The sequence below is a fragment of the Pedobacter ginsengisoli genome (assembly GCF_002736205.1).
GTDB lineage: Bacteria > Bacteroidota > Bacteroidia > Sphingobacteriales > Sphingobacteriaceae > Pedobacter > Pedobacter ginsengisoli_A.
In genome coordinates this window covers 2,321,505-2,342,196 of the sequence record NZ_CP024091.1, presented here as the reverse complement: position 1 = coordinate 2,342,196, position 20,692 = coordinate 2,321,505, and the positions used below count along the sequence as shown (strand labels likewise).

Genomic DNA, 20,692 nt, shown 5'->3' with positions numbered 1-20,692 from the left:
TTTGAGCTTCTTTGATATTGCTGTTCTGAATGTTTGCTTGAGCTAAAACGATCGTTAAGATGATTGTATTGCTAATGATATGAAGTAACCAATTTCGGGACAGCTATTAAGAACGATGCCCCATAAACAGATTATAATATGAAGAAAACAATAGCATTGCTAACCGGAGGTACTACTGGCGAATGGGTAGTTTCCGTTAAAAGTGCCGCAACAATTGCACAGAATTTAGATACTAATAAGTTCGATGTATATAAAATTATGCTTACTCAGCAGGGGTGGTTTTATGAGCCTGCCGATTCAGTAAAAATAGAGGTAGACCGTAATGATTTTTCTCTTACCATTAAAGGTAGAAAGATAAAGTTCGAAGGTGTTTTTATAGCGATACATGGCGCGCCGGGCGAAGATGGTAAACTACAGGGGTATTTTGATATGCTTAACATTCCTTATACCACTTGCGATGCACTTACATCGGCCATTACTATGAACAAAGGTTATACTAAAGCAATTGTACAGGGTATTGATAAGTTAAATGTTGCTAAATCTGCACAGATTTTTAAGAATACACCATACGATCTGGCTCAGCTTAAAAAAGACCTTAAACTGCCTTATTTTGTTAAGCCAAATAATGGCGGCAGCAGTATAGGTATGAGCAAGGTAAATCATGGTAATGATTTGGAAGCTGCGCTTGAAAAAGCTTTTAATGAGGATAATCAGATTCTGATAGAAGAGTTTATATCTGGTAGGGAATTTACCGTTGGTGTGGTAAAGCTTGATGGTAAAATAGAAGTGCTGCCTATTACTGAAGTAGAAACGGCTAAGGAGTTTTTTGATTTTGAAGCTAAATATACTCCAGGTGTAGCAACTGAAACAACACCTGCACCACTTAAAGAAGAAACAAGAGATAGGGTAGCTAAAATAGCTAAAGATGTTTACGTTAAGTTAAACTGTCGCGGTGTAGTTCGTATAGATTTTATACTTACAGAAGATGAAGGTGATTTTTATTTCATCGAGATAAATACGATACCCGGACAAACTGCTACCAGCTTTATTCCTCAGCAAGTTGCTGCAATGGGAATGAAACTTAATGATTTTTATACCAAACTTATTAAGGAAACAATAGGATAGTAGCTATTTAGTCAAATCGTCCTTCTGTTTTATTTCAGAAGGACGATCGATATATCTAAAATCTAAATCCTACACTTAACCCGGCTCTAAACCCAGCCCATGGGCCATCAAAATCAACTCTTGCACCATTTGCATCCACACTTGATTTGGTTTTAACTACCGGCAAATCTTCCAGATCCTTAAGTGTCTCGCGAAGAGCATCTTGTTCCTGTTGATTTAATGCTTTATTTCCGGAAATATTTCCGTTAGAAGTACCATAATTAGGACCTAAAATCCACCAGTCTATTGCAAATCTTTTTGCAATTTTCCATTGTGCACCAAAAAGAAGTCCGCCTGTAAATGAATTAACATTTCCATCAAGTTCTATAACTTCAGTTCTTGAGTTTCCGGCGCCATCCTCAACGTCGAAGCTATAAGGCACTTCAGCAGTATAGTTGGCATATCTGATAAAAGGAGCTATATAAAATCCTTGAAATCCGCCTTTTCCTAAGTAAAATCTAACCTCTGGAGTTATGGCAAAGTTTCCGGTTTTAAAATCCTTAATGCTTGCCCATGTTTCATCGTCATCAATGGCGTTTTTAAGCGCAGAGCTAAAAGGAACACCCGATTTAGGAGAAAACCTAATGCCTACTGCACCAGAGATTTTTGGTGTAATTGCACGTTCATATTGAAATGAAAAATTCTTTAGTAGTAATGCCCCTACATTCCATTTAACTAAATTTTTCTCATCAGAATCATCATAATTTGAACCCTGTGCATGCACTGCAGTAGTAGTAGCAATAGTAAAGATGGCCATCAAGCTGAAAAATGCGATTGTTTTAGTAAAATTTTTTCTCATAATTTTCTCTTTTTTTATTGTTTTATTTCTTCAAAGTTACATATAGGTAGTCCTCAAAAAAAATACCCATTATTGGGTATTTTTTTTGAGGTATATTTATCTTAGTAGATTAAATTTTTACTGCATATCATGATACTTAAGTATTTGTTAGATAATAATTTTAAGCCCAATTTTTATAAAAAAGGGGAAGTTATTTATGAACCGGGAGCTAAACCCAGAGCCGTTTATTTTATAAAGAGCGGCAAGGTGCGAATGGTAACTGTAAATGATGATGGTAAAGAATTTATTCAAGGTATCTTTAAAACTAACGAGTATTTTGGAGAGCCGGCCTTACTGGTTAATAAACCGTATCTGGCTTATACTATTGCTACTCAGGATTCAGAAATTATAATTGTAAAGAGCGATGATTTTTTTAAAATACTGAAACAACATCCTGATTTTAGTATGAAGCTAATTCAAACGCTTAGCCATCGCTTATTTTATAAATCTATGATGCTCGAAGAATTGGCAAACGAACATGCAGAGCACCGGATAAGAACGCTTACTGCATACCTGTTTAAAGATGTGGAGCATAACCAGGAGCTAAAAGTAACAAGGCAGCAGCTTGCAGATATGAGCGGTTTGAGGGTTGAAACCGTAATCCGAATTATAAAAAAGCTATCCGATCAAAAGGAACTGAAGCTAATAAGAGGCAAAATCATTAAAATTTAAGTATGATCTGGATCATAAATTAAATAGTTAATATGCCGTATTTTTGTTTCATAATATTAAAGTTATGAAACCAATATCAAAATTACAGGCTGTTGTAGAGTGTAAATGTCCGAGATGCAGAAAAGGTCCTATATTTTCTGGGAAGCTTTATGCATTTAAGGGGCAAACAACTAATGAGTATTGTTCGGTATGTAACCTTCGCTTTGAAAGGGAGCCTGGCTTTTTTTATGTAGCAATGTTTATTAGTTATGCTATGAATGTTGCCGAAATGATTACCATTGCCGTAGCGGCATATGTACTTGGTGTAGAGCTTACATACGAGAATCTTTGGATGTATATTGCCATTATTATGGTAGGGGTATTTTTATTCGCTCCATTTAATTACCGTTATTCGAGAGTATTTTTATTACACTGGCTTACACCAGGGTTGGGGTATGATCCCGAAGCTAAAACAGTAGGGATCGTACACTAATATAATATCGTCATTCTGATTTCTCAGAATGACGATATGCTAACCACAAATATGGTTAGACTTTTATGGTCTTCCATTTCCCAATTCTAAACAGGATATAGCTTGCTATTGCAATACCAGTTTCGGCAACAGGAATAGCAATAAATACGCCCGTAGGTCCCATTTCCATGTGTTTAGCCAGAAAGTAACCTAAAGGGATCTGGAACAGCCAAAATCCAAAAAGATTAACCCATGTAGGTGTCCATGTATCACCGGCACCATTAAAGGTTGAGATCAGAACCATTCCAATACCATAAAATATATACCCTGCACTCATAATCTGAAGTGCATTTTTGGCAACCTCCTGTATTAAAACATCATTACTAAAAAACGATATAAAATACCTGCCAACTCCAAAGGTTAGGCCCATAACACAGAGCATATAAATTACCACATATTTAGCGGTTTTCATTACAGACTGTTCTGCGCGGTCAATATGTTTAGCACCCAGATTCTGGCCAACCAATGTAGCCGCCGCGTTGCTCATTCCCCATGCCGGAAGCATAAAGAACATCATTAGCCTTAATGCCGTTTGATAGCCTGCTGATCCATGATCGCCACCTGTTGTGGCCACCAGTTGTGCCAGAAATATCCAACTGCATGATGCAATAACAAATTGGAAAATACCCGGAGTAGCAATTTTTAATAAAGCTTTTATCTGTTCAAAATGAGGTTTAAAGTACGAAAGTTTTACTTTTAGCAAGCCCTTATCGCTTACAAGGTGATAAACCTGATAGCAAACACCAATACCGCGACCAAGACTTGTTGCCATTGCAGCGCCAGTTAAGCCAAATGCTGGGATTGGTCCAAAACCATTAATTAAAACAGGACATAAAATGATGTTGGCAATATTGGCAATCCATAAACTTCTCATGGCTATAGCTGCATTACCTGCACCTCTGAATATTCCATTGATAAGAAAGAGGAGTACAATGATAACGCTACCGCCCATCATGATACGCATAAAAGTAGTGCCTTGTGCGGCTGTTTCGGCCGAGGCACCCATTAACAATAAAATGTCTGTTGCGTAAATAAGACCTACAATGCTGATGATCAGGTTAAACGCAACTGCAATTATTATAGCCTGCATTCCTGCTTTTGAAGCAGCAACGGGATCTTTTTCGCCAATTCTTCTGGCTACTACAGCTGTTGCTGCCATACTCATCCCAATTGCCAATGAGTATATTACAGTAAGTACTGATTCTGTAAGGCCTACGGTTTGTATTGCATGGCTGCTGTTGTGTAAATGCCCAACAAAATAGAGATCTACCAATGCAAATACGGATTCCATAGCCATTTCCAGCATCATTGGAATGGCTAGTAAAATAACAGCTTTACGAATACTGCCTTGGGTATAATCGAGATCTTCGCCTTTAAGGGCTTGTTTTATAAGTGTAAAAATTTGAGATAGCTTGCCTAATGAAGCTGTTTTTTGTTCTAACATGGGAAAGAGGAAAAAATAATAAATAAACCGCGACCAGCCAGAAAAGCTGTGTCAGTATTTTCGTGAAAAGGTGGAGCCCTCGGTTTTTAGAACCTCAAACGGACTGCAAATACTTTCATCGTAATGCGGTTGGGTTAGAAAACAAATATATATAATTTATAAATACAATTCTATTTTTTTTCGTTGGGTTAGGACAAGCTATAGCCGCAGATAAGATATTGATTACTCAAAGTCCATGTTGAGTCCATGGTAAATCCATGTCTAGTCCATGTTTTTTGGATAAAAACATTGACTTATCATTTGTTACGAAGGGATTTATGTTGGGCGTTTACAATACAATGATTAAATGCTGTATGCCTTTATCATTTCATCATTTACTTTACAGCCTTTTCCGGTGGTGGTGTCAATCATTACATAGTCAAACCAGCCGTCAGAAGCAATTTTACTTGTCCTTTTATTTTCAATTTCAAACTGTACGCGACAGCCCTTTTCATTAATAGTCAGGATTCCGGTGCGTATGGCAATCACATCGCCAAGAACAAGCGGGCGTTTAAAATCAACAAGTGCAGTACGTACTACCCATCCAAAACCGCTTTTTAAGAACGATTCCATAGGCATTTTATAAAATTCAGCCATTTGATCGTAACGTGCAGCAAGCACATAATCAAAGTATTTGCTGTTATGAACATGGTTGAACATATCTATATCATCCGGGCGTACTTTTAGTTCACTTTCGAATATGCTGTATTGGGTTTTTTCCATAAAAAGTAAGTAGTTACTGCAACAAAAATAGGATTTAGGAATGGCCAATTTTCTTGTGATGGTAAAAATTTGCGCATACTTGTTAATTTTTAAAACTTACACTATCTTTGCGTCCAATTAATTAATCATTTAAACTTTAGTATCATTCAAGAATGTATTTAAGTAAAGAAAAGAAAGCTGAAATCTTTAAACAGCATGGTGAAGTAGAAACCAATACTGGTTCTGCAGAAGGTCAGGTAGCGTTATTTACATACCGCATTGCACACCTAACTGAGCACTTAAAGAAAAATCGTAAAGATTATTCTACTCAGTTATCACTACAAAAATTAGTAGGTAAACGCCGTGGTATTTTGGCATATCTATTTAAAAAAGATATTGAGCGCTATCGTGCTATCATCAAGACTTTAGGTCTAAGGGATATCATCAAATAGAACTACTTATATCAAGAAAAGCCATTCTTTAGGGATGGCTTTTTTAATTTCTTGGTATTATTATCTTAACTTGCAAAGTAAAATAATATATATAAATCCGGTGTGTGAAAAGAGGAAAACACACCACAACAATTTTTAAATGAATGTAATAAAAAAATCGTTCGACTTGGGCGATGGAAGAACAATCGAAATTGAAACAGGAAAATTAGCTAAACAAGCTGATGGTTCAGTAGTGGTTAAAATGGGCGATACTATGCTTTTAGCAACTGTAGTTTCTACGGTAGGAGCTAAAGCTGGTGTTGATTTTTTACCTTTATCTGTTGATTATCAGGAGAAATACGCAGCTGCTGGCCGTATCCCTGGAGGTTTTCTTCGTCGCGAGGCAAGATTATCTGATTATGAAGTTTTAATTTCACGTTTAGTAGATCGTGCTTTACGCCCGATGTTCCCTGAAGATTATCACTCTGATACTCAGGTAATGATCTCATTGATCTCTTCTGATAAAAATATAATGCCTGACTGTTTAGCGGGTTTAGCTGCTTCGGCTGCTATTGCTGTTTCAGATATTCCGTTTAACGGACCAATTTCTGAAGTACGCGTGGCTAAAATTGATGGTCAGCTTGTAATTAACCCTTACGTTAATGATTTAGAGCGTGCTTCGTTGGAGTTCCTTGTTGCAGGTACTGAAAGAGATATCGTGATGGTTGAGGGTGAGTGTGATGAGATTTCTGAAACTGAAATGGTAGAGGCAATTGAATTTGCTCATAAAGCAATCGTTATTCAGGTTCAGGCTCAAAAAGAACTTGCTGAACTTGTAGGTAAAACTGTAAAACGTGAGTATTCTCATGAAGACAGCAACCCTGAATTAAAAGAGCAGGTTTATGCTGCTACTTACGATAAGGTTTATGCTGTAGCTAAAAGCAACACAAGCAAAGGTGAGCGTGGCGATGCATTTGGTACTATCTTAATGGACTTTATTGCTACATTAGGAGAAGATATTGATGATGTAACCGGTTTCCTTGCTAAAAAATATTTCCACGATGTACAATATGATGCAATCCGTAATCTGGTATTAGATGAAGGAATTCGTTTAGATGGTCGTGATGTACGTACTGTACGTCCAATCTGGAGTGAAGTAAGTTACTTGCCTGCTGCTCATGGTTCGGCTGTATTTACACGTGGCGAAACTCAATCATTAACTACCGTTACTTTAGGATCTAAAGATGATGAGCAAATGATTGATGGTGCTTTCATTAATGGATACAATAAATTCATATTGCACTATAACTTCCCGGGTTTTTCAACAGGTGAGGTTCGTCCTAACAGAGGTGCTGGTCGTCGTGAAATTGGTCATGGTAACCTGGCTATGCGTTCTTTAAAGAAAGTATTACCTGGATTAGAAGAAAACCCTTATACTATCCGTGTTGTTTCTGATATTTTAGAATCTAACGGTTCTTCATCAATGGCAACTGTTTGTGCTGGTACATTGGCACTTATGGATGCTGGTGTTAAAATTAAAGCTCCTGTATCAGGTATTGCAATGGGATTAATTACCGATGAGAAAACCGGTAAATATGCAATCCTTTCTGATATTTTAGGTGATGAAGATCACTTAGGTGATATGGACTTTAAAGTAACTGGTACTGAAAAAGGTATTGTTGCTTGTCAAATGGACTTAAAAATCAATGGCTTGAAATGGGAAGTGTTAACAAACGCTTTAAACCAGGCTAAAGAAGCTCGTTTACATATCTTAAACGAGATGAAGAAAACAATTTCTGCACCTCGTGAGGATTACAAAGACCATGCTCCACGTATTGTTTCTTTAAGTATCGATAAAGAATTTATTGGTGCTGTAATAGGACCAGGCGGTAAAATTATTCAGGAAATGCAACGCGAAACCGGTGCTTCTATCTCTATCGAAGAGGTTGGAAACAAAGGTATTGTTGAAATCTTTGCTGATAACAAAGCTTCAATTGATGCTGCTGTTGCCCGTATTAATGCAATAGCTGCTAAACCAGAAATTGGCGCAACTTATAGTGGTAAAGTAAAATCTATTATGCCATTTGGTGCATTCGTAGAAATTATGCCAGGTAAAGATGGTTTGCTTCACATCTCTGAAATTGACTGGACTCGTTTAGAAACAATGGACGGTGTATTTAAAGAAGGTGATAAAGTTGAAGTAAAACTTTTGGATATTGATAAACAAGGTAAAATGAAACTTTCAAGAAAAGCTTTATTGCCTCGTCCGCCAAAACCAGAAGCTGCACCGGCTGAAAATAAACCAGCTTAATTTTATATAGCTAAAAAACTAAAAAACCCCGCAATTTGCGGGGTTTTTTAGTTTAAAAGGTGTTATTTCTTTATATTTACAAATGTGAACCAGCTCTAATTTAAAACACATTCCTCATGAAACATCTTATTGCCCCTTCTGTACTTTCGGCCGATTTTGCTAACCTGCAACGTGATATTGAAATGGTTAATTCAAGTGAGGCTGATTGGTTTCATGTAGATGTAATGGATGGCGTGTTTGTACCAAACATATCTTTTGGTTTTCCGGTAATGGAAGCGATAAAGAAGTATGCAGCAAAACCACTGGATGTTCATTTAATGATTGTTAATCCTGATCATTATATTGAACGTTTTGCAGCTGCAGGGGCATCAGTAATAACAGTTCATTACGAAGCCTGTACGCACCTGCATAGAACAGTTCAGGCCATTCATGCCGCAGGTTGTAAGGCTGGTGTTGCAATTAACCCTCATACACCGGTGGCCTTACTTAAAGATATTTTGGTGGATCTTGATCTGGTACTGGTTATGTCGGTAAATCCGGGCTTTGGAGGCCAGAAGTTTATCCCTAATACGTTAAACAAGCTAAGGGAGTTAAAAGCTATGTCCTCAGCTATTAATCCGGATTTGTTGATAGAGGTAGACGGTGGGGTAGGAATACAAAATCTGGCCGACCTGATACAGGCCGGTGCTGAAGTTTTTGTTGCAGGGAATGCCATTTTTGGTGCTCCATCTCCATCAGTTATGATCTCTGAATTAAAACAACTTGATGCGCAATTGAAATCATCATAAGCTTACAGCTTTATAATATAAATGTATAGACTCTGCCTGCTGCTCTCAGTTTTACTATTTGGTTTTACATTTGTAAATGCACAACCTCTTGTAAAAGTTTCGGGCTTAGTTACTGATGATTTGAGGAGTCCGTTGCCTTTGGTAACCGTTAGCGTTGTTGGACAAAACCAGTCGGTGGTTTCTGATGATAGCGGAATCTATAATATTTATTCAAGTACTACTTCCTTTACACTGAAATATAGCCTGTTGGGGTATAAATCTGTTTTGGTTGAATTTAAAAACGGCAACGCAGGAAGGATCATTCAAAATGTTTCTTTAACCCGAAATATAAACGAACTTGAACAGGTAACGATTACCTCCAAGCAGAACCAGCTTCGTAATAGTACTACAATTAATATTGCCGACATAGCTTCGATACCATCAGTTTCGGGAAATTTTGAGGTTGTACTTAAAACCTTGCCAGGTGTATCAACCAATAATGAACTAAGCTCTCAATATAGTGTAAGAGGTGGCAATTTTGATGAAAACCTGGTGTATGTAAATGATGTAGAAATTAGCAGGCCAATATTGATCAGAAATGGACAGCAGGAGGGTTTAAGTTTCATCAACAGTGATCTGTTAAGTTCTGCTAAGTTTTCGGCCGGAGGTTTTGAGTCGCGCTATGGCGATAAATTATCATCGGTACTGGATGTGAAATACGACAGGCCCGATAGCAGTGAGGCAACACTAAATATGGGGATGCTTGGGGCAGGGTTTAGCTCAAAGATTTTGAATAAAAAAAGCTTTGTGTTGGCCGGATTAAGGTATAAAAATAATACAAGCATATTAAACAGGCAAGATAATAAGGGTAGCTATGCACCTAATTTTACTGATGCGCAGCTGATTTATCAGCAAAATATTTCATCTAAAATGAATGTGCAATTTTTGGGGAGTTTTAATAGCGGGATATTTAAATTAATACCTGAAAGCAGAGAAACCCAGTTTGGAACATTGAGTACCGTGATGCGTTTGCAAACGGATTATAGCGGTAAAGAAGTTGATGATTATCAGACAGCAGGTGGAGCTATAACTTTTACATTTTTCCCTAAGTCGGATTTGGTGATAAAATGGATAAACAGTTATTTTAATACGCTAGAAAGGGAAAGAATAGATATAGAGGGAAGGTATGTATTTGATGAGGTAAGTAATAGTTTTGCTAATGGAAATTTTGGCTCAATACGAATTAACAGGGGAATTGGGAAGTATATAAATTATGCCCGTAATAACCTGGAATCTGAAAACGTAAGCTCTGAACTAAAGATAGATCAGAACTATGAAAATCATACTTTTTCGTTAGGTTTAAGATTTGAACGTAAGCAATACAACGATAATTTAAATGAGTATAGCCTTATTGATTCGGCAGGGTATATACAACCCGGAGGGCTCAATAATTTTTACCAGGATAACCTTATTAGTGTTAAAAATAATCTGACTATTCAATATTATACCGCTTATATTCAGGATAGTTATACCTTGTCGGCCAATTCAACACTTCAGCTTGGTGTGAGAGGAAATTTTAACACATTAAGTAAACAATTTCTGCTTAGTCCGAGGTTACTTTTGGCCTACAGACCATCAACCAATAATAAAATTATAAGGTTTACTGCCGGGGTTTATCAGCAGGCACCAGATTACAGGAGTATCAGAGATTTTAATGGGGTGCTTAATTTAAACCAACAGGCACAAAGGTCATACAATACATCGGCAGGGCTGGATTATGCGTTTGATGGATTGGGAACACGCTTGAAATTTACCTCAGAGGTCTATTTTAAATATCAGGATAGGCTTATTCCTTACATGATGGACAATGTAAGGGTTAAGTATCTGGCAGATGAAGTAGCACAGGGTTATACCTATGGGGCTGATTTAAGTATAGGGGGCGAGTTTGTGAAAGATTTGTTGTCGTACTTCCGCGTATCATTAATGAAGGCTAATCAGAATGTTCTAAATGATAATAGGGGATATTTAAGAAGACCTACAGATCAAAGGATTAATTTTTCGGTTTACTTTCAGGACAGGCTGTTGAGTAGTCCTACTTATAAGGTGCATTTAAATATGTTATACGGAGCAAAATTGCCTGTAGGCGCACCTCTTGTACGTCGTTATTCGGACAATTTCAATATACCTGCTTATAAACGGGTGGATATTGGATTTTCGAAAGATTTTTTAGACGATGCCGGAGTAAAAAAACCAAGATTACTGGATAAATATTTTAGTTCGTTTTCTGCTCATTTAGAGGTATTTAATTTGTTGAATATAAATAATACGGTTTCATATTTATGGCTTAAGGATATAGATAACGTACAATATGCTATTCCCAATTATTTAACCGGCCGGCAACTCAATTTGAAATTGATTATAAAGTTCAAGAATTCGAAATAATAAATAATATAAAACTGTTACATTTACAAGCATTAAAAATCACTATAAAAATGAGACACAATTTCGGCGCAGGCCCCTGTATTTTACCTCAGGAAGTATTTAAGCAAGCAGCACAAGCAGTTCTGGATTTTAAGGATGGTTTATCTATTCTGGAAATCTCGCATCGCACATCTGAATTTGAAGGTGTAGTAGCAGAAACAGAGAAATTAGTTAAGGAATTACTAAATGTACCTTCGGGATATTCTGTTTTGTTATTACAAGGTGGTGCAAGTTTGCAGTTTGCAATGGTTCCAATGAACTTATTGCCTGATGGAAAAACTGCCAGCTATCTGGAAACAGGCGTTTGGGCAAATAAAGCTATTAAAGAGGTATCTACTTTTGGTAAAGCAAATATTGTTGCTTCTTCAAAAGAATCAAACTTTACCTTTATTCCTAAAGATTATAGTATCCCTGAAGACAGTGCTTATTTCCATTGCACTTCTAACAACACGATCTATGGAACAGAAATGTTCAACTTACCTGAAACCAGTATTCCGGTAGTTTGTGATATGTCATCTGATATCATGAGTAGGGTTATTGATGTTTCTAAATATGATTTGATCTATGCAGGAGCTCAAAAAAATATTGGTCCGGCTGGTTTAACCGTAGTAATTGTTAAAGACGAGATCTTAGGCAAATCGGGCAGAAAAATACCTTCTATGCTTGATTATAAAGTGCATATTGATGGTGGTTCTATGTACAACACTCCGCCGGTATTTTCTATATATGTAGCTATGCTAAACTTAAGATGGTTAAAATCTAAAGGTGGTGTTGCTGAAATTGAAAAAGAGAATATTGCGAAAGCAAGGGCATTATATGCTGAGATTGACAGAAACCCATTGTTTAAAGGCACATGTGCTGTTGAAGATCGCTCTAGAATGAATGTTTGCTTTGTAATGGAAAACCCTGAACTGGAAAAACCTTTCTTGAAATATGCTGAAGAAAATGGTATTGAAGGTATAAAAGGACACAGAAGTGTTGGTGGTTTCAGAGCCTCTATATACAATGCACTTCCTATTACAAGTGTTCATACGTTAGTTGAATTAATGCAGAATTTTGCTGAAAAACACACCAAATAAAATATAAATTGATGATTAAGATACTTGCAAACGATGGGATAGATCCTATCGGTAAAGCGTTATTAGAAAAAGCCGGTTTTGTTGTTGATACTGAGACAGTTCCTCAGGATCAACTGGTTGAAGCTTTAAAAAATTATGATGGTATTACAGTTAGAAGTGCTACCAAATTACGTAAAGAACTGATTGATCAGGTTCCTAATATTAAACTGATTGGCAGAGGCGGCGTAGGTATGGATAATATTGATGTTGAATATGCCCGCAGTAAGGGTGTGGCAGTGGTAAATACTCCTGCTGCGTCTTCGTTATCTGTTGCTGAGCTGGTATTTGCACACTTATTTACCGGTATCCGTTTTTTACAGGATTCAAACAGAAAAATGCCTGTTGAAGGAGCTACTAAATTCAATGCTTTGAAAAAGGCATATGCTGGTGGTGTTGAACTTCAGGGTAAAACTATGGGTATCATTGGTTTTGGTCGTATTGGTCGTGAAACTGCTAAAGTTGCCCTTAGATTGGGTATGAATGTATTGGCTTACGATCTTTATCCTGCTGAAGGTACATTACCATTGACTTTCCAGGGTGGTGTTTCTGTTGAAATTCCATTCAAAACAGTATCATTGGATGAAGTAATTGCAAACAGTGATTTTATCAGTTTACATACTCCTTTTGCAGATAAGCCTATTTTAGGTGCAGAAGAGTTTGCTAAAGTGAAACAAGGTGTTGGTGTTGTAAACTGCTCAAGAGGTGGTACTATTGATGAAGAAGCTTTAATTGCTGCTTTAGACAGTGGTAAAGTTGCTTTTGCTGGTTTAGACGTGTTTGATAACGAACCTACACCTAGAGCTGAAATTTTACAACATGCTAAAATCTCTTTAACACCTCATATTGGAGCTGCTACTAACGAAGCTCAGGAACGTATTGGTGTTGAACTTGCCTCATTAATTATTGAGCATTTTAATAAATAAGATTAGTGGTCAAAGCTATTTTTTATATAGCTTTGACCATTATTCATAACCAGGTATGCCCCATATAAAGCCTTTCTGCGCGCTTAAACCTGCAGTACACTTACAACGACTGGTTGTAACAAGGCCGCTTGAAAACTACAGCATGGGAGAAGCAAGGTTAATTGCTTCGGAAAATAAATGCACTTTTCTTCATCTGATTAATCCGGAACTTGAAAACCCATATCTAAGGGGAAGCAGGGAGGAACTGGTTTATAAAAAAATCAGTGAGAACCTGGAAGTTTTTTTGGAAAAGCAATTTCTTGTTAAGGATGATAAACCTGCCATTTATGTTTATAGAGTTAAGCATAATGGTGTGGTGCAAACAGGCATCTGGACACTTACTCATATTGATGAGTATCTGGACGGAAGAATAAAGAAACATGAAGCCACTGTTGCGCGAAGAGAGACTCTTCTGGCCGATTATCTGCAGCAAACAGGAATAGATGCTAATCCTGTATTAATTACCTATCATCCGGATCATATTATTGATACTATCACTAATAAGTATACCTCACTTAAACCGGATCTTGATTTTACGTTTGCTGATGGAACAATACATCAGGTATGGACTATTTGTGATGATCAGGATATAAAGGACCTTGTGACTGTATTTGATGGCATCTCCTCTGTCTATATTGCCGATGGCCATCATCGGGTAGCGTCTATGGCTAAGATGGCTTTACAAAAGCAGGCTTTAAATAATGAACGTCATACCGGAACGGAGACTTATAATTATTTTACTACAGTTTATATGAATACCAATGAGGTAAAAATACTGGAGTATAACAGGCTGATAAGAGATATAGGAGATTGGGAGCCTGAATTATTTATTGAAGCATTAAAAGAGTCATTTTCTGTACAGGAATCAACTCAGCTTGTTAAGCCAGATCATTTGCATAAAATAGGTATGTATTTTAATACAAGATGGTATGTACTTGAACCTAAAAAGGAAATATATGATGAAAATGATCCTGTTAAGGTACTTGACGTGAGCATTTTTCAAGATTTTATTCTTACTCCGATTTTGGGTATAAAGGATCCGAGAACTGATGCCAGAATTACGTTTGAAGGAGGGGAAACTGCGGTTTCGGAGCTTCAGCTTATGGTTGATAACGGCCTTTATACATTGGCTTTTACTTTCTTTCCGGTTTCTATTGATCAGTTAATTGCCGTGGCAGATGTTAACGGAATAATGCCTCCAAAATCAACCTGGGTAGAGCCTAAGTTCCTGGTAGGGGTGTTAACCAATTGTTTTAGTTAAGTGACTGGGTTAATGCCCAGTACCTGTAGCCTAATATTGCTTTTTGAAACGTAGTTAGTTTTATCGGGTCTTTTTTATACAGACTTGGTAAGATGGCGTTGTTGATTTTTACAAGGATTTTAAAGACAGCCTTTTTCATTATGCTCTTTTAAGTTTTTTGTAGAATAAATAACATGCTACAAATAAAGTAAGTGTAAGAAACATAACTATGTAATTGGTAATTTGTTTTTCTTTATTTGCAGCAGCATAATCTTTTTTTAGCTGTACGTTCTGGTCCTGAAGTTTTTTAATGGATTCTTTATAGTTGTTAATTCTTGAACCGGTACTATTGGCTTCATTTCTAATACGCTTAACTTCTTCATCTTTATAATCCATAAGTATTTTAAGCTCCTTAAAGATGTTATTGTCATTTAGGACTATCTGACGCAGTATTTCGTTAGAGTTTTTTATATCGCCTTTTGTCTGGAATCCAAATATTCCTGTTTTGGTATCCAAACTTTGATCGTACTGGCCAAACTTGGCGCTCCTTTGATTAAGTAGTGCGTTTACTTTTAATCTTTGCGTTTGATAAGCACTGGTATCTGTTTGGAACGGTGCGGCTTGTAGTGAAGTGCTGAAAAGTAAAATAATAAACAATACGTTTTTAATCATGTTTAAATGTTTTTAAGAGACAAGCAAACTCCATGCCTGATGGGAAATATATTTTGTGTTTAGGGGTGAAACTCTATCCTAATGATGTCGTTAAGGTGTAAGCCTAATAATCCACTGGCTTTTCCTTTGTTAATGGCAATTTCAAGATGGTTACTAATGCCAAAAAGACAAAGTTTTTCGCCTTCGGGAACTTCATTGTAATGCCAGCTCAGTTGAGTAATGGTTTCACTTTTTCTGAAATATAGGGTGAAATCGCGGTTACGCTGAATTTTTGTAAAAAGATCTTTTGTGATGTTGGTTATTACGTTGCAAAAAGTATCTATATAAATTACACTGCCTCTGATAATGTCGCGTTCAATAACGGGATTTAATAACATTCTTTCTTCAATACTTTCTGTAGGAACTCCAATATCTCTCAATTTGGCACCTTTGGCAAGTTGTGTAGCTGCTTTAACAAAAATATCGACCAGAGGGAAGTGAAGATATTTAAGATCCTGCATAATATTGAGCTCTACAATTTCGTCTGGCTTTTCATTAAAGAGCAAAGAAAAAATTCCGTTATCGGCACCAACAAAGAAATGATCCTTATGTTTAAGTGCAATGTATTTTGTGTTTTCGCTAAATACAGAGTCGATTCCGATAAGGTGTACAGTGCCCTTGGGAAAGTAAGGATAAACGTTCTTTAAAACGAACGCAGCATGCGAAATGTTAAAAGATGGCACTTCGTGAGTTACATCAACAATGTTAGCTGTAGGCAGAATACTAAGGATACTTCCCTTAAGGGCAGCCTGATAGAAATCTTTAGAACCTAAATCTGTTGTTAAAGTAATAATGGCCATTAAAAATTGAATATTTATTCTTAATCTTGCGTAGGTGGTAAAACGCGTACAAATATTCAATTTTTAAATCAAAATATACACTCCAATCTAAAAAACAATATTTTGAACGAACTAAAATTAACATTAGAATCGGTAGATCCGGTACAATTTTGGGGTGCTAACAATGAGCATTACGAGCTGGTTAAAAATGCTTTTCCGAAATTAAAGATTGTTGCAAGAGGTAACGAAGTAAAGGTACTTGGTGACGAACAGGAACTTAAGGCTTTTGAAAAGAAATATGGACAACTGATTGGCCAGTTAGAGAAATACAGTTCTTTAACGGCAAATGATGTGGAGTCTATTTTGGTTTCGAAGAAAATACAATCTGCCGATGAGCCTGCTGCTGAAAAAACAAGTAACGGCGGGGGTGGAGAAGTGATTGTATTTGGTACCAATGGTTTAATGGTAAAAGCAAGAACAGCCAACCAGCGAAAGATGGTTGAAAGCATAAATAAGAATGATGTGCTTTTTGCCATAGGGCCTGCCGGAACCGGAAAAACTTATACTGCCGTTGCACTTGCGGTAAGAGCATTAAAAAACAAGGAGATTAAGCGGATCATTCTAACTCGGCCTGCAGTTGAGGCGGGTGAGAATCTTGGGTTTTTGCCAGGAGATTTAAAGGAAAAGGTTGATCCTTACTTACGCCCGCTGTATGATGCACTGGACGATATGATACCTGCTGAAAAGCTTAAATTATATATTGAAAACAGAACTATTGAGATTGCACCGCTTGCATTTATGCGTGGCAGAACGCTTGATAACTGTTTTGTAATTTTAGATGAGGCACAAAACTCTACGGATTTGCAATTGAAAATGTTTTTGACCCGTATGGGGCCATCAGCTAAATTTATTGTAACGGGCGACGTAACACAGATTGATTTACCAAGAAAGCAGATGTCGGGTTTAAATAACGCACTGCGTATTCTTGATGATATACCAGGCATTGATATTATTTATTTAACAGGCGAAGATGTTGTAAGGCATAAACTTGTAAAAAGAATATTAAAAGCCTACGGTGATATTCAGTAACAGATATTAGTATTTAGATATTAGTAATTAGTATTTAGATATTTGTAATTTGAAACGTGTAATTAGTGTTTAGTGATTAGGGACTTTGATCTAATTACTAAATGCTAAGTACTAACTACTAAATTAAAATGACAGCAATTAAAGAAACAAATTTTAGCTTCCCTAAGCAGACAAATTTTTACAAAGGAAAAGTGAGGGATGTTTATACCATTAATAACCAGTTTATGGCGATGGTTGTAACGGACAGGATATCTGCGTTTGATGTGGTTTTACCTGAGGCAATACCTTTTAAAGGACAGGTGTTGAACCAGATAGCTGCTAAATTTTTAGGTGCAACAAAAGATATTGTTCCGAACTGGGTTATTGATGTGCCAGATGAAATGGTTACCATAGGACGTATTTGTGAACCGTTTAAAGTAGAAATGGTAATTAGAGGGTACTTAGCCGGACATGCCTGGAGAGAATACAGTGCCGGAAAACGCAGTGTTTGTGGTGTTGCCTTGCCAGATGGTTTAAAAGAAAATGATAAATTGCCTAAACCGATTATAACGCCTACAACTAAAGCAGCAGTTGGGCATGATGAGGATATTTCCAGAGAGGATATTCTGGCTAAAGGTATTGTGTCTGTAGCAGACTATACTCAGCTTGAAAATTACACTTATGCTTTATATGAGCGTGGTGTTCAGATGGCTGCTGAGCGAGGACTTATCCTTGTTGATACTAAGTATGAGTTTGGTAAAGCAGGTAATGATATTTATTTGATTGATGAGATTCATACTCCGGATTCTTCAAGATATTTTTATGCTGAAGGTTATGCTGAAAGACAGGATAAGAATGAGGCTCAAAAGCAATTGTCGAAAGAGTTTGTAAGAAAATGGTTAATTGAGAATGGTTTTCAGGGTAAGGATGGACAAAATGTTCCTGTGATGACCCCTGAGATCGTAAATTCTATATCTGATCGTTATATTGAGTTGTATGAGCAAATAACAGGAGATAAGTTTGTTAAGAATGAGCGCTCTGATATTGTGAACAGGATAGAAAAAAATGTTAGTGATTCTTTAAATAATCTATTGTCGGCGTAGGTTGTAATCTGCTTCAATAATTAAATAAATCAGAGAATTTTAACTACATTCGTAAACGAACTAAATAAATCAATATCATGAAATTTTCAGTAGATAAGCATGAAAAGTATGTTGTTTTAAAACTTAATGAATCTAAGTTTACAAATGACAATACACCGAAATTGAAATCTGAATTCATCTTATTGAATACAGAGGGATATCGTAATATCGTATTAGATCTATCAGCTATTAAGCAGTGTGATGATTCTCAGGATCTGAGCAGTTTGCTTGTCGGCGACAGACTTTGCAAGAAATCTAATGGCCTGTTTATTGTAACGGGGGTGAATGAAGGGGTTGCCAAAATATTGGAAATGTCTAATTTAGATCAATCTCTAACCATTGTATCGAAGCTTGATGAAGCAACTGATTTGATCTTTATGGAAGAAATAGAAAAAGAGTTGTTGGGAAGTGTAGATAAAGATTAATGAAGTTTGAGGTTACTATTTTAGGGAGCAGCTCTGCCACGCCCGTATATAATAGGAATCCTACAGCACAGCTTTTAAATTGTAATGAAAAGTTTTATTTGATCGACTGTGGTGAGGGTACTCAGCAGCAGTTGATCAAATATGGCTTTAAGGCCAGCAAGATAGATTATGTGTTTATAAGCCACTTGCATGGCGATCACTATTTTGGTTTAATAGGTCTGCTTTCCAGTTTACATTTAAACGGACGCGTTAAACCAATTAAAATATTTGCACCAGAACCTTTACAGGAAATCCTTGCGCTTCAGTTTAAATACTCTGAAACGGTAATCAGGTATCCTATAGAGTTTGTTGCAACTCAGACCAATGAGCCTGTTCAGATTTTTGAAAATGCCGATCTGGTTGTTGATACTTTTGTTTTAAACCATCGAATTCCATGCACAGGGTTTAAGTTTACTCAAAAGAAAAGACTGCGTAAGCTTATTGTTGATAAACTAGAAAGCGAGCATATTGATATTGAGTATTATCCGTTGCTGAAAAGAGGGGTTGACCTTAATTTACCTGATGGCAGGATTATATTAAATAAGGATTATACTACTGACTCTGATACGCCTAAAAAGTATGGGTACTGTTCTGATACCTTGTTTGACGAAAGGTACTTTGGCAGTATTACTGATTGCGATTTGTTATATCATGAAGCTACTTTTTTGCATGATATGTTAGACCGGGCTAATGTAACGCATCATACCACTGCTTTACAGGCTGGCGAAATAGCAAAAATGACCGGAGCAGTAAAATTACTCATCGGTCACTTTTCGTCGAGATATAAGACTTTACAAGGCCTTCTGGATGAAGCAAGATCTGTGTTTGAAAACACTGAACTTGCAATAGAAGGCAATACTTATACTATTTAATATTTACTTGTCTTTTTTACCTCCACCAAATATTGAGAAGTGAACGTAACGTTTAGGGTTCGCTTTCAGGTCAATCATTAAGTTATCAAGGTTTTTAGATGCATTATTCAAGTTGTCGTACATTTTAGTGTCGTTAACTAAAAGGCCTATAGTACCTTCTCCATTATTAATCTTGCTCACTATGCTTTGAAGGTCTGCTACGGCTTTGTTTGCATTGTCAATTGTTTGCTTGAAATTAGCAGCAGCAACCTGATCAGTAATTGAGTTGATGTTGTTTAATATAGCAGAAATTTTAGCATTGTTTTGCTTTAGATTGCCTGAAATTGCTTCAACATTTGCAAGAATTGCAGATATACGAGAGCCCTCTGAACCTACAAGATTGTCGACCTTTTTTGAGGTAGACTCTAAAGAAGAAAGGGTAGAGGCAATGCTGTTAAAGCTTTTGTCAACATTTTTCTGAAAATTAGGATTTAAGATAGAGTTTACGCTTGTTAAGATGGAGTCCATTTTGCCAATTATTAGCTCTGCCTTTTTTTGCACCGGTTGTACAGTTTCAAGAATTCCTTTTTGAACATTTGCATTTAGTGTGTCGCCATCATGGGCAAAATCATTGCCTGTACCTAAAGCCATTACAATTGCTTTACTTCCTAAAAGATCGGTGCTTTCGAGTTTTGCAATACTGTTTCTTGGGATTTCGTATTTGCCTTTGATTTTAAGGGTGGCTACAATTGAACCATCTGTTTGTAATTCAAGCTTATCAACGCGACCAATTTGGTAGCCATTAATTAAAACCGGTTTGGATACCGCAAGACCATCAACACGTGAATATTTTGCAAATAAAACTGTTTCACTTGAAAATATGGCATTTCCCTTTAAAAAATTGTAGCCTATAATTAATAGGGCAATAGAAAAGGCAGCTAGTATGCCTACTTTGGTTTCGTTTGCTATTTTCATTCAGTGTATGTTCTTGGTATGT

21 protein-coding genes are annotated in these 20,692 nt (G+C 36.7%); 14 read left to right on the top strand and 7 right to left on the bottom strand.

All coding sequences use genetic code 11. From position 1 onward, the window contains the following. Positions 1–138 precede the first annotated feature (138 nt). Positions 139–1,125, top strand: coding sequence for a D-alanine--D-alanine ligase (locus CPT03_RS09660; protein ID WP_099438659.1), 987 nt, complete (start codon positions 139–141; stop codon positions 1,123–1,125). Between the two features lie 55 nt (positions 1,126–1,180). Here CPT03_RS09660 and CPT03_RS09655 read toward each other — a convergent pair whose 3' ends face one another. Continuing rightward, entirely contained in the window at positions 1,181–1,963 is a 783-nt protein-coding gene (locus CPT03_RS09655; RefSeq protein WP_099438658.1) for a DUF3575 domain-containing protein, read from the bottom strand. Between the two features lie 129 nt (positions 1,964–2,092). Between CPT03_RS09655 and CPT03_RS09650 the strand changes: the two genes are divergently transcribed. Both CPT03_RS09650 and CPT03_RS09645 read left to right on the top strand, forming a co-directional pair. Then, entirely contained in the window at positions 2,093–2,674 is a 582-nt protein-coding gene (locus CPT03_RS09650) for a Crp/Fnr family transcriptional regulator (RefSeq protein WP_099438657.1), read from the top strand. Positions 2,675–2,738: 64 nt separating this feature from the next. Continuing rightward, positions 2,739–3,146: a DUF983 domain-containing protein gene (locus CPT03_RS09645; protein ID WP_099438656.1), complete on the top strand. Its 408-nt coding sequence runs from the start codon at positions 2,739–2,741 to the stop codon at positions 3,144–3,146. A 55-nt stretch (positions 3,147–3,201) separates the two neighbouring features. Here the strand turns inward: CPT03_RS09645 and CPT03_RS09640 are convergent, their stop codons facing one another. Continuing rightward, complete coding sequence (locus CPT03_RS09640; protein WP_099438655.1) at positions 3,202–4,629, bottom strand: MATE family efflux transporter; 1,428 nt, start codon at positions 4,627–4,629, stop codon at positions 3,202–3,204. A gap of 342 nt (positions 4,630–4,971) precedes the next feature. Beyond that, entirely contained in the window at positions 4,972–5,391 is a 420-nt protein-coding gene (locus CPT03_RS09635; RefSeq protein WP_099438654.1) for an acyl-CoA thioesterase, read from the bottom strand. Positions 5,392–5,543: 152 nt separating this feature from the next. Here CPT03_RS09635 and rpsO point away from each other — a divergent pair, with 152 nt between their 5' ends. The 7 genes from rpsO (at position 5,544) to CPT03_RS09600 (ending at position 14,701) form a co-directional block, all read left to right on the top strand. Further along, positions 5,544–5,822: a 30S ribosomal protein S15 gene (gene rpsO / locus CPT03_RS09630; RefSeq protein ID WP_099438653.1), complete on the top strand. Its 279-nt coding sequence runs from the start codon at positions 5,544–5,546 to the stop codon at positions 5,820–5,822. A gap of 139 nt (positions 5,823–5,961) precedes the next feature. Next, positions 5,962–8,112, top strand: a complete 2,151-nt coding sequence (pnp, locus tag CPT03_RS09625; protein WP_099438652.1) for a polyribonucleotide nucleotidyltransferase — start codon at positions 5,962–5,964, stop codon at positions 8,110–8,112. 116 nt (positions 8,113–8,228) lie between these two features. After that, positions 8,229–8,900, top strand: a complete 672-nt coding sequence (gene rpe, locus CPT03_RS09620) for a ribulose-phosphate 3-epimerase (protein ID WP_099438651.1) — start codon at positions 8,229–8,231, stop codon at positions 8,898–8,900. A 21-nt stretch (positions 8,901–8,921) separates the two neighbouring features. Then, positions 8,922–11,321 carry a TonB-dependent receptor gene (locus tag CPT03_RS09615; RefSeq protein WP_099438650.1) on the top strand — a complete coding sequence of 800 codons (2,400 nt, stop codon included), beginning with the start codon at positions 8,922–8,924 and terminating at the stop codon, positions 11,319–11,321. Positions 11,322–11,371: 50 nt separating this feature from the next. Continuing rightward, the gene (gene serC / locus CPT03_RS09610; RefSeq protein ID WP_099438649.1) at positions 11,372–12,439 is read left to right on the top strand and encodes a 3-phosphoserine/phosphohydroxythreonine transaminase; all 1,068 of its coding nucleotides are present in this window, start codon (positions 11,372–11,374) and stop codon (positions 12,437–12,439) included. 11 nt (positions 12,440–12,450) lie between these two features. Further along, positions 12,451–13,401, top strand: a complete 951-nt coding sequence (locus CPT03_RS09605) for a D-2-hydroxyacid dehydrogenase (protein WP_172954159.1) — start codon at positions 12,451–12,453, stop codon at positions 13,399–13,401. A 55-nt stretch (positions 13,402–13,456) separates the two neighbouring features. Next, positions 13,457–14,701: a DUF1015 domain-containing protein gene (locus CPT03_RS09600; protein WP_099438648.1), complete on the top strand. Its 1,245-nt coding sequence runs from the start codon at positions 13,457–13,459 to the stop codon at positions 14,699–14,701. Here the strand turns inward: CPT03_RS09600 and CPT03_RS22905 are convergent. From CPT03_RS22905 to CPT03_RS09590, 3 genes are read right to left on the bottom strand one after another with little or no spacing between them, the layout of a single operon-like run. Beyond that, positions 14,694–14,840, bottom strand: coding sequence for a hypothetical protein (locus CPT03_RS22905; RefSeq protein ID WP_172954158.1), 147 nt, complete (start codon positions 14,838–14,840; stop codon positions 14,694–14,696). The genes CPT03_RS09600 and CPT03_RS22905 overlap by 8 nt on opposite strands. Then, positions 14,840–15,352, bottom strand: a complete 513-nt coding sequence (locus CPT03_RS09595) for a hypothetical protein (RefSeq protein ID WP_099438647.1) — start codon at positions 15,350–15,352, stop codon at positions 14,840–14,842. Before CPT03_RS09595 ends, CPT03_RS22905 begins: the two co-directional genes overlap by 1 nt. Positions 15,353–15,411: 59 nt before the next feature. After that, the gene (locus tag CPT03_RS09590; RefSeq protein ID WP_068892764.1) at positions 15,412–16,191 is read right to left on the bottom strand and encodes an S-adenosyl-l-methionine hydroxide adenosyltransferase family protein; all 780 of its coding nucleotides are present in this window, start codon (positions 16,189–16,191) and stop codon (positions 15,412–15,414) included. A 102-nt stretch (positions 16,192–16,293) separates the two neighbouring features. Here CPT03_RS09590 and CPT03_RS09585 point away from each other — a divergent pair, with 102 nt between their 5' ends. The 4 genes from CPT03_RS09585 to CPT03_RS09570 all read left to right on the top strand — a co-directional run bounded on the left by CPT03_RS09585 (position 16,294) and on the right by CPT03_RS09570 (position 19,716). Next, on the top strand, positions 16,294–17,259 hold the full coding sequence (locus CPT03_RS09585; RefSeq protein WP_099438646.1) for a PhoH family protein: 966 nt from the start codon (positions 16,294–16,296) through the stop codon (positions 17,257–17,259). Between the two features lie 128 nt (positions 17,260–17,387). After that, entirely contained in the window at positions 17,388–18,341 is a 954-nt protein-coding gene (locus CPT03_RS09580; protein WP_099438645.1) for a phosphoribosylaminoimidazolesuccinocarboxamide synthase, read from the top strand. Positions 18,342–18,418: 77 nt separating this feature from the next. After that, positions 18,419–18,805: an STAS domain-containing protein gene (locus CPT03_RS09575; RefSeq protein ID WP_099438644.1), complete on the top strand. Its 387-nt coding sequence runs from the start codon at positions 18,419–18,421 to the stop codon at positions 18,803–18,805. Next, positions 18,805–19,716 (top strand): ribonuclease Z, encoded by a 912-nt coding sequence (locus CPT03_RS09570; RefSeq protein ID WP_099438643.1) that lies wholly within the window; start codon positions 18,805–18,807, stop codon positions 19,714–19,716. The genes CPT03_RS09575 and CPT03_RS09570 overlap by 1 nt, the downstream gene beginning before the upstream one ends. Positions 19,717–19,719: 3 nt before the next feature. Here the strand turns inward: CPT03_RS09570 and CPT03_RS09565 are convergent, their stop codons facing one another. Further along, positions 19,720–20,670, bottom strand: coding sequence for an MlaD family protein (locus tag CPT03_RS09565; RefSeq protein WP_099438642.1), 951 nt, complete (start codon positions 20,668–20,670; stop codon positions 19,720–19,722). Positions 20,671–20,692 lie beyond the last annotated feature (22 nt).

Bases quoted from the DNA above. Each gene is read 5' to 3' on its own strand.
- CPT03_RS09645 (WP_099438656.1), top strand. From the start codon at position 2,739: ATGAAACCAATATCAAAATTACAGGCTGTTGTAGAGTGTAAATGTCCG.
- rpsO (WP_099438653.1), top strand. From the start codon at position 5,544: ATGTATTTAAGTAAAGAAAAGAAAGCTGAAATCTTTAAACAGCATGGT.
- pnp (WP_099438652.1), top strand. From the start codon at position 5,962: ATGAATGTAATAAAAAAATCGTTCGACTTGGGCGATGGAAGAACAATC.
- CPT03_RS09655 (WP_099438658.1), bottom strand. From the start codon at position 1,963: ATGAGAAAAAATTTTACTAAAACAATCGCATTTTTCAGCTTGATGGCC.
- CPT03_RS09605 (WP_172954159.1), top strand. From the start codon at position 12,451: ATGATTAAGATACTTGCAAACGATGGGATAGATCCTATCGGTAAAGCG.
- CPT03_RS09640 (WP_099438655.1), bottom strand. From the start codon at position 4,629: ATGTTAGAACAAAAAACAGCTTCATTAGGCAAGCTATCTCAAATTTTT.
- CPT03_RS09660 (WP_099438659.1), top strand. From the start codon at position 139: ATGAAGAAAACAATAGCATTGCTAACCGGAGGTACTACTGGCGAATGG.
- CPT03_RS09565 (WP_099438642.1), bottom strand. From the start codon at position 20,670: ATGAAAATAGCAAACGAAACCAAAGTAGGCATACTAGCTGCCTTTTCT.
- CPT03_RS09595 (WP_099438647.1), bottom strand. From the start codon at position 15,352: ATGATTAAAAACGTATTGTTTATTATTTTACTTTTCAGCACTTCACTA.
- CPT03_RS09635 (WP_099438654.1), bottom strand. From the start codon at position 5,391: ATGGAAAAAACCCAATACAGCATATTCGAAAGTGAACTAAAAGTACGC.
- CPT03_RS09615 (WP_099438650.1), top strand. From the start codon at position 8,922: ATGTATAGACTCTGCCTGCTGCTCTCAGTTTTACTATTTGGTTTTACA.
- CPT03_RS09650 (WP_099438657.1), top strand. From the start codon at position 2,093: ATGATACTTAAGTATTTGTTAGATAATAATTTTAAGCCCAATTTTTAT.
- CPT03_RS09600 (WP_099438648.1), top strand. From the start codon at position 13,457: ATGCCCCATATAAAGCCTTTCTGCGCGCTTAAACCTGCAGTACACTTA.
- CPT03_RS09590 (WP_068892764.1), bottom strand. From the start codon at position 16,191: ATGGCCATTATTACTTTAACAACAGATTTAGGTTCTAAAGATTTCTAT.
- CPT03_RS09580 (WP_099438645.1), top strand. From the start codon at position 17,388: ATGACAGCAATTAAAGAAACAAATTTTAGCTTCCCTAAGCAGACAAAT.
- CPT03_RS22905 (WP_172954158.1), bottom strand. From the start codon at position 14,840: ATGAAAAAGGCTGTCTTTAAAATCCTTGTAAAAATCAACAACGCCATC.
- CPT03_RS09570 (WP_099438643.1), top strand. From the start codon at position 18,805: ATGAAGTTTGAGGTTACTATTTTAGGGAGCAGCTCTGCCACGCCCGTA.
- serC (WP_099438649.1), top strand. From the start codon at position 11,372: ATGAGACACAATTTCGGCGCAGGCCCCTGTATTTTACCTCAGGAAGTA.
- CPT03_RS09575 (WP_099438644.1), top strand. From the start codon at position 18,419: ATGAAATTTTCAGTAGATAAGCATGAAAAGTATGTTGTTTTAAAACTT.
- rpe (WP_099438651.1), top strand. From the start codon at position 8,229: ATGAAACATCTTATTGCCCCTTCTGTACTTTCGGCCGATTTTGCTAAC.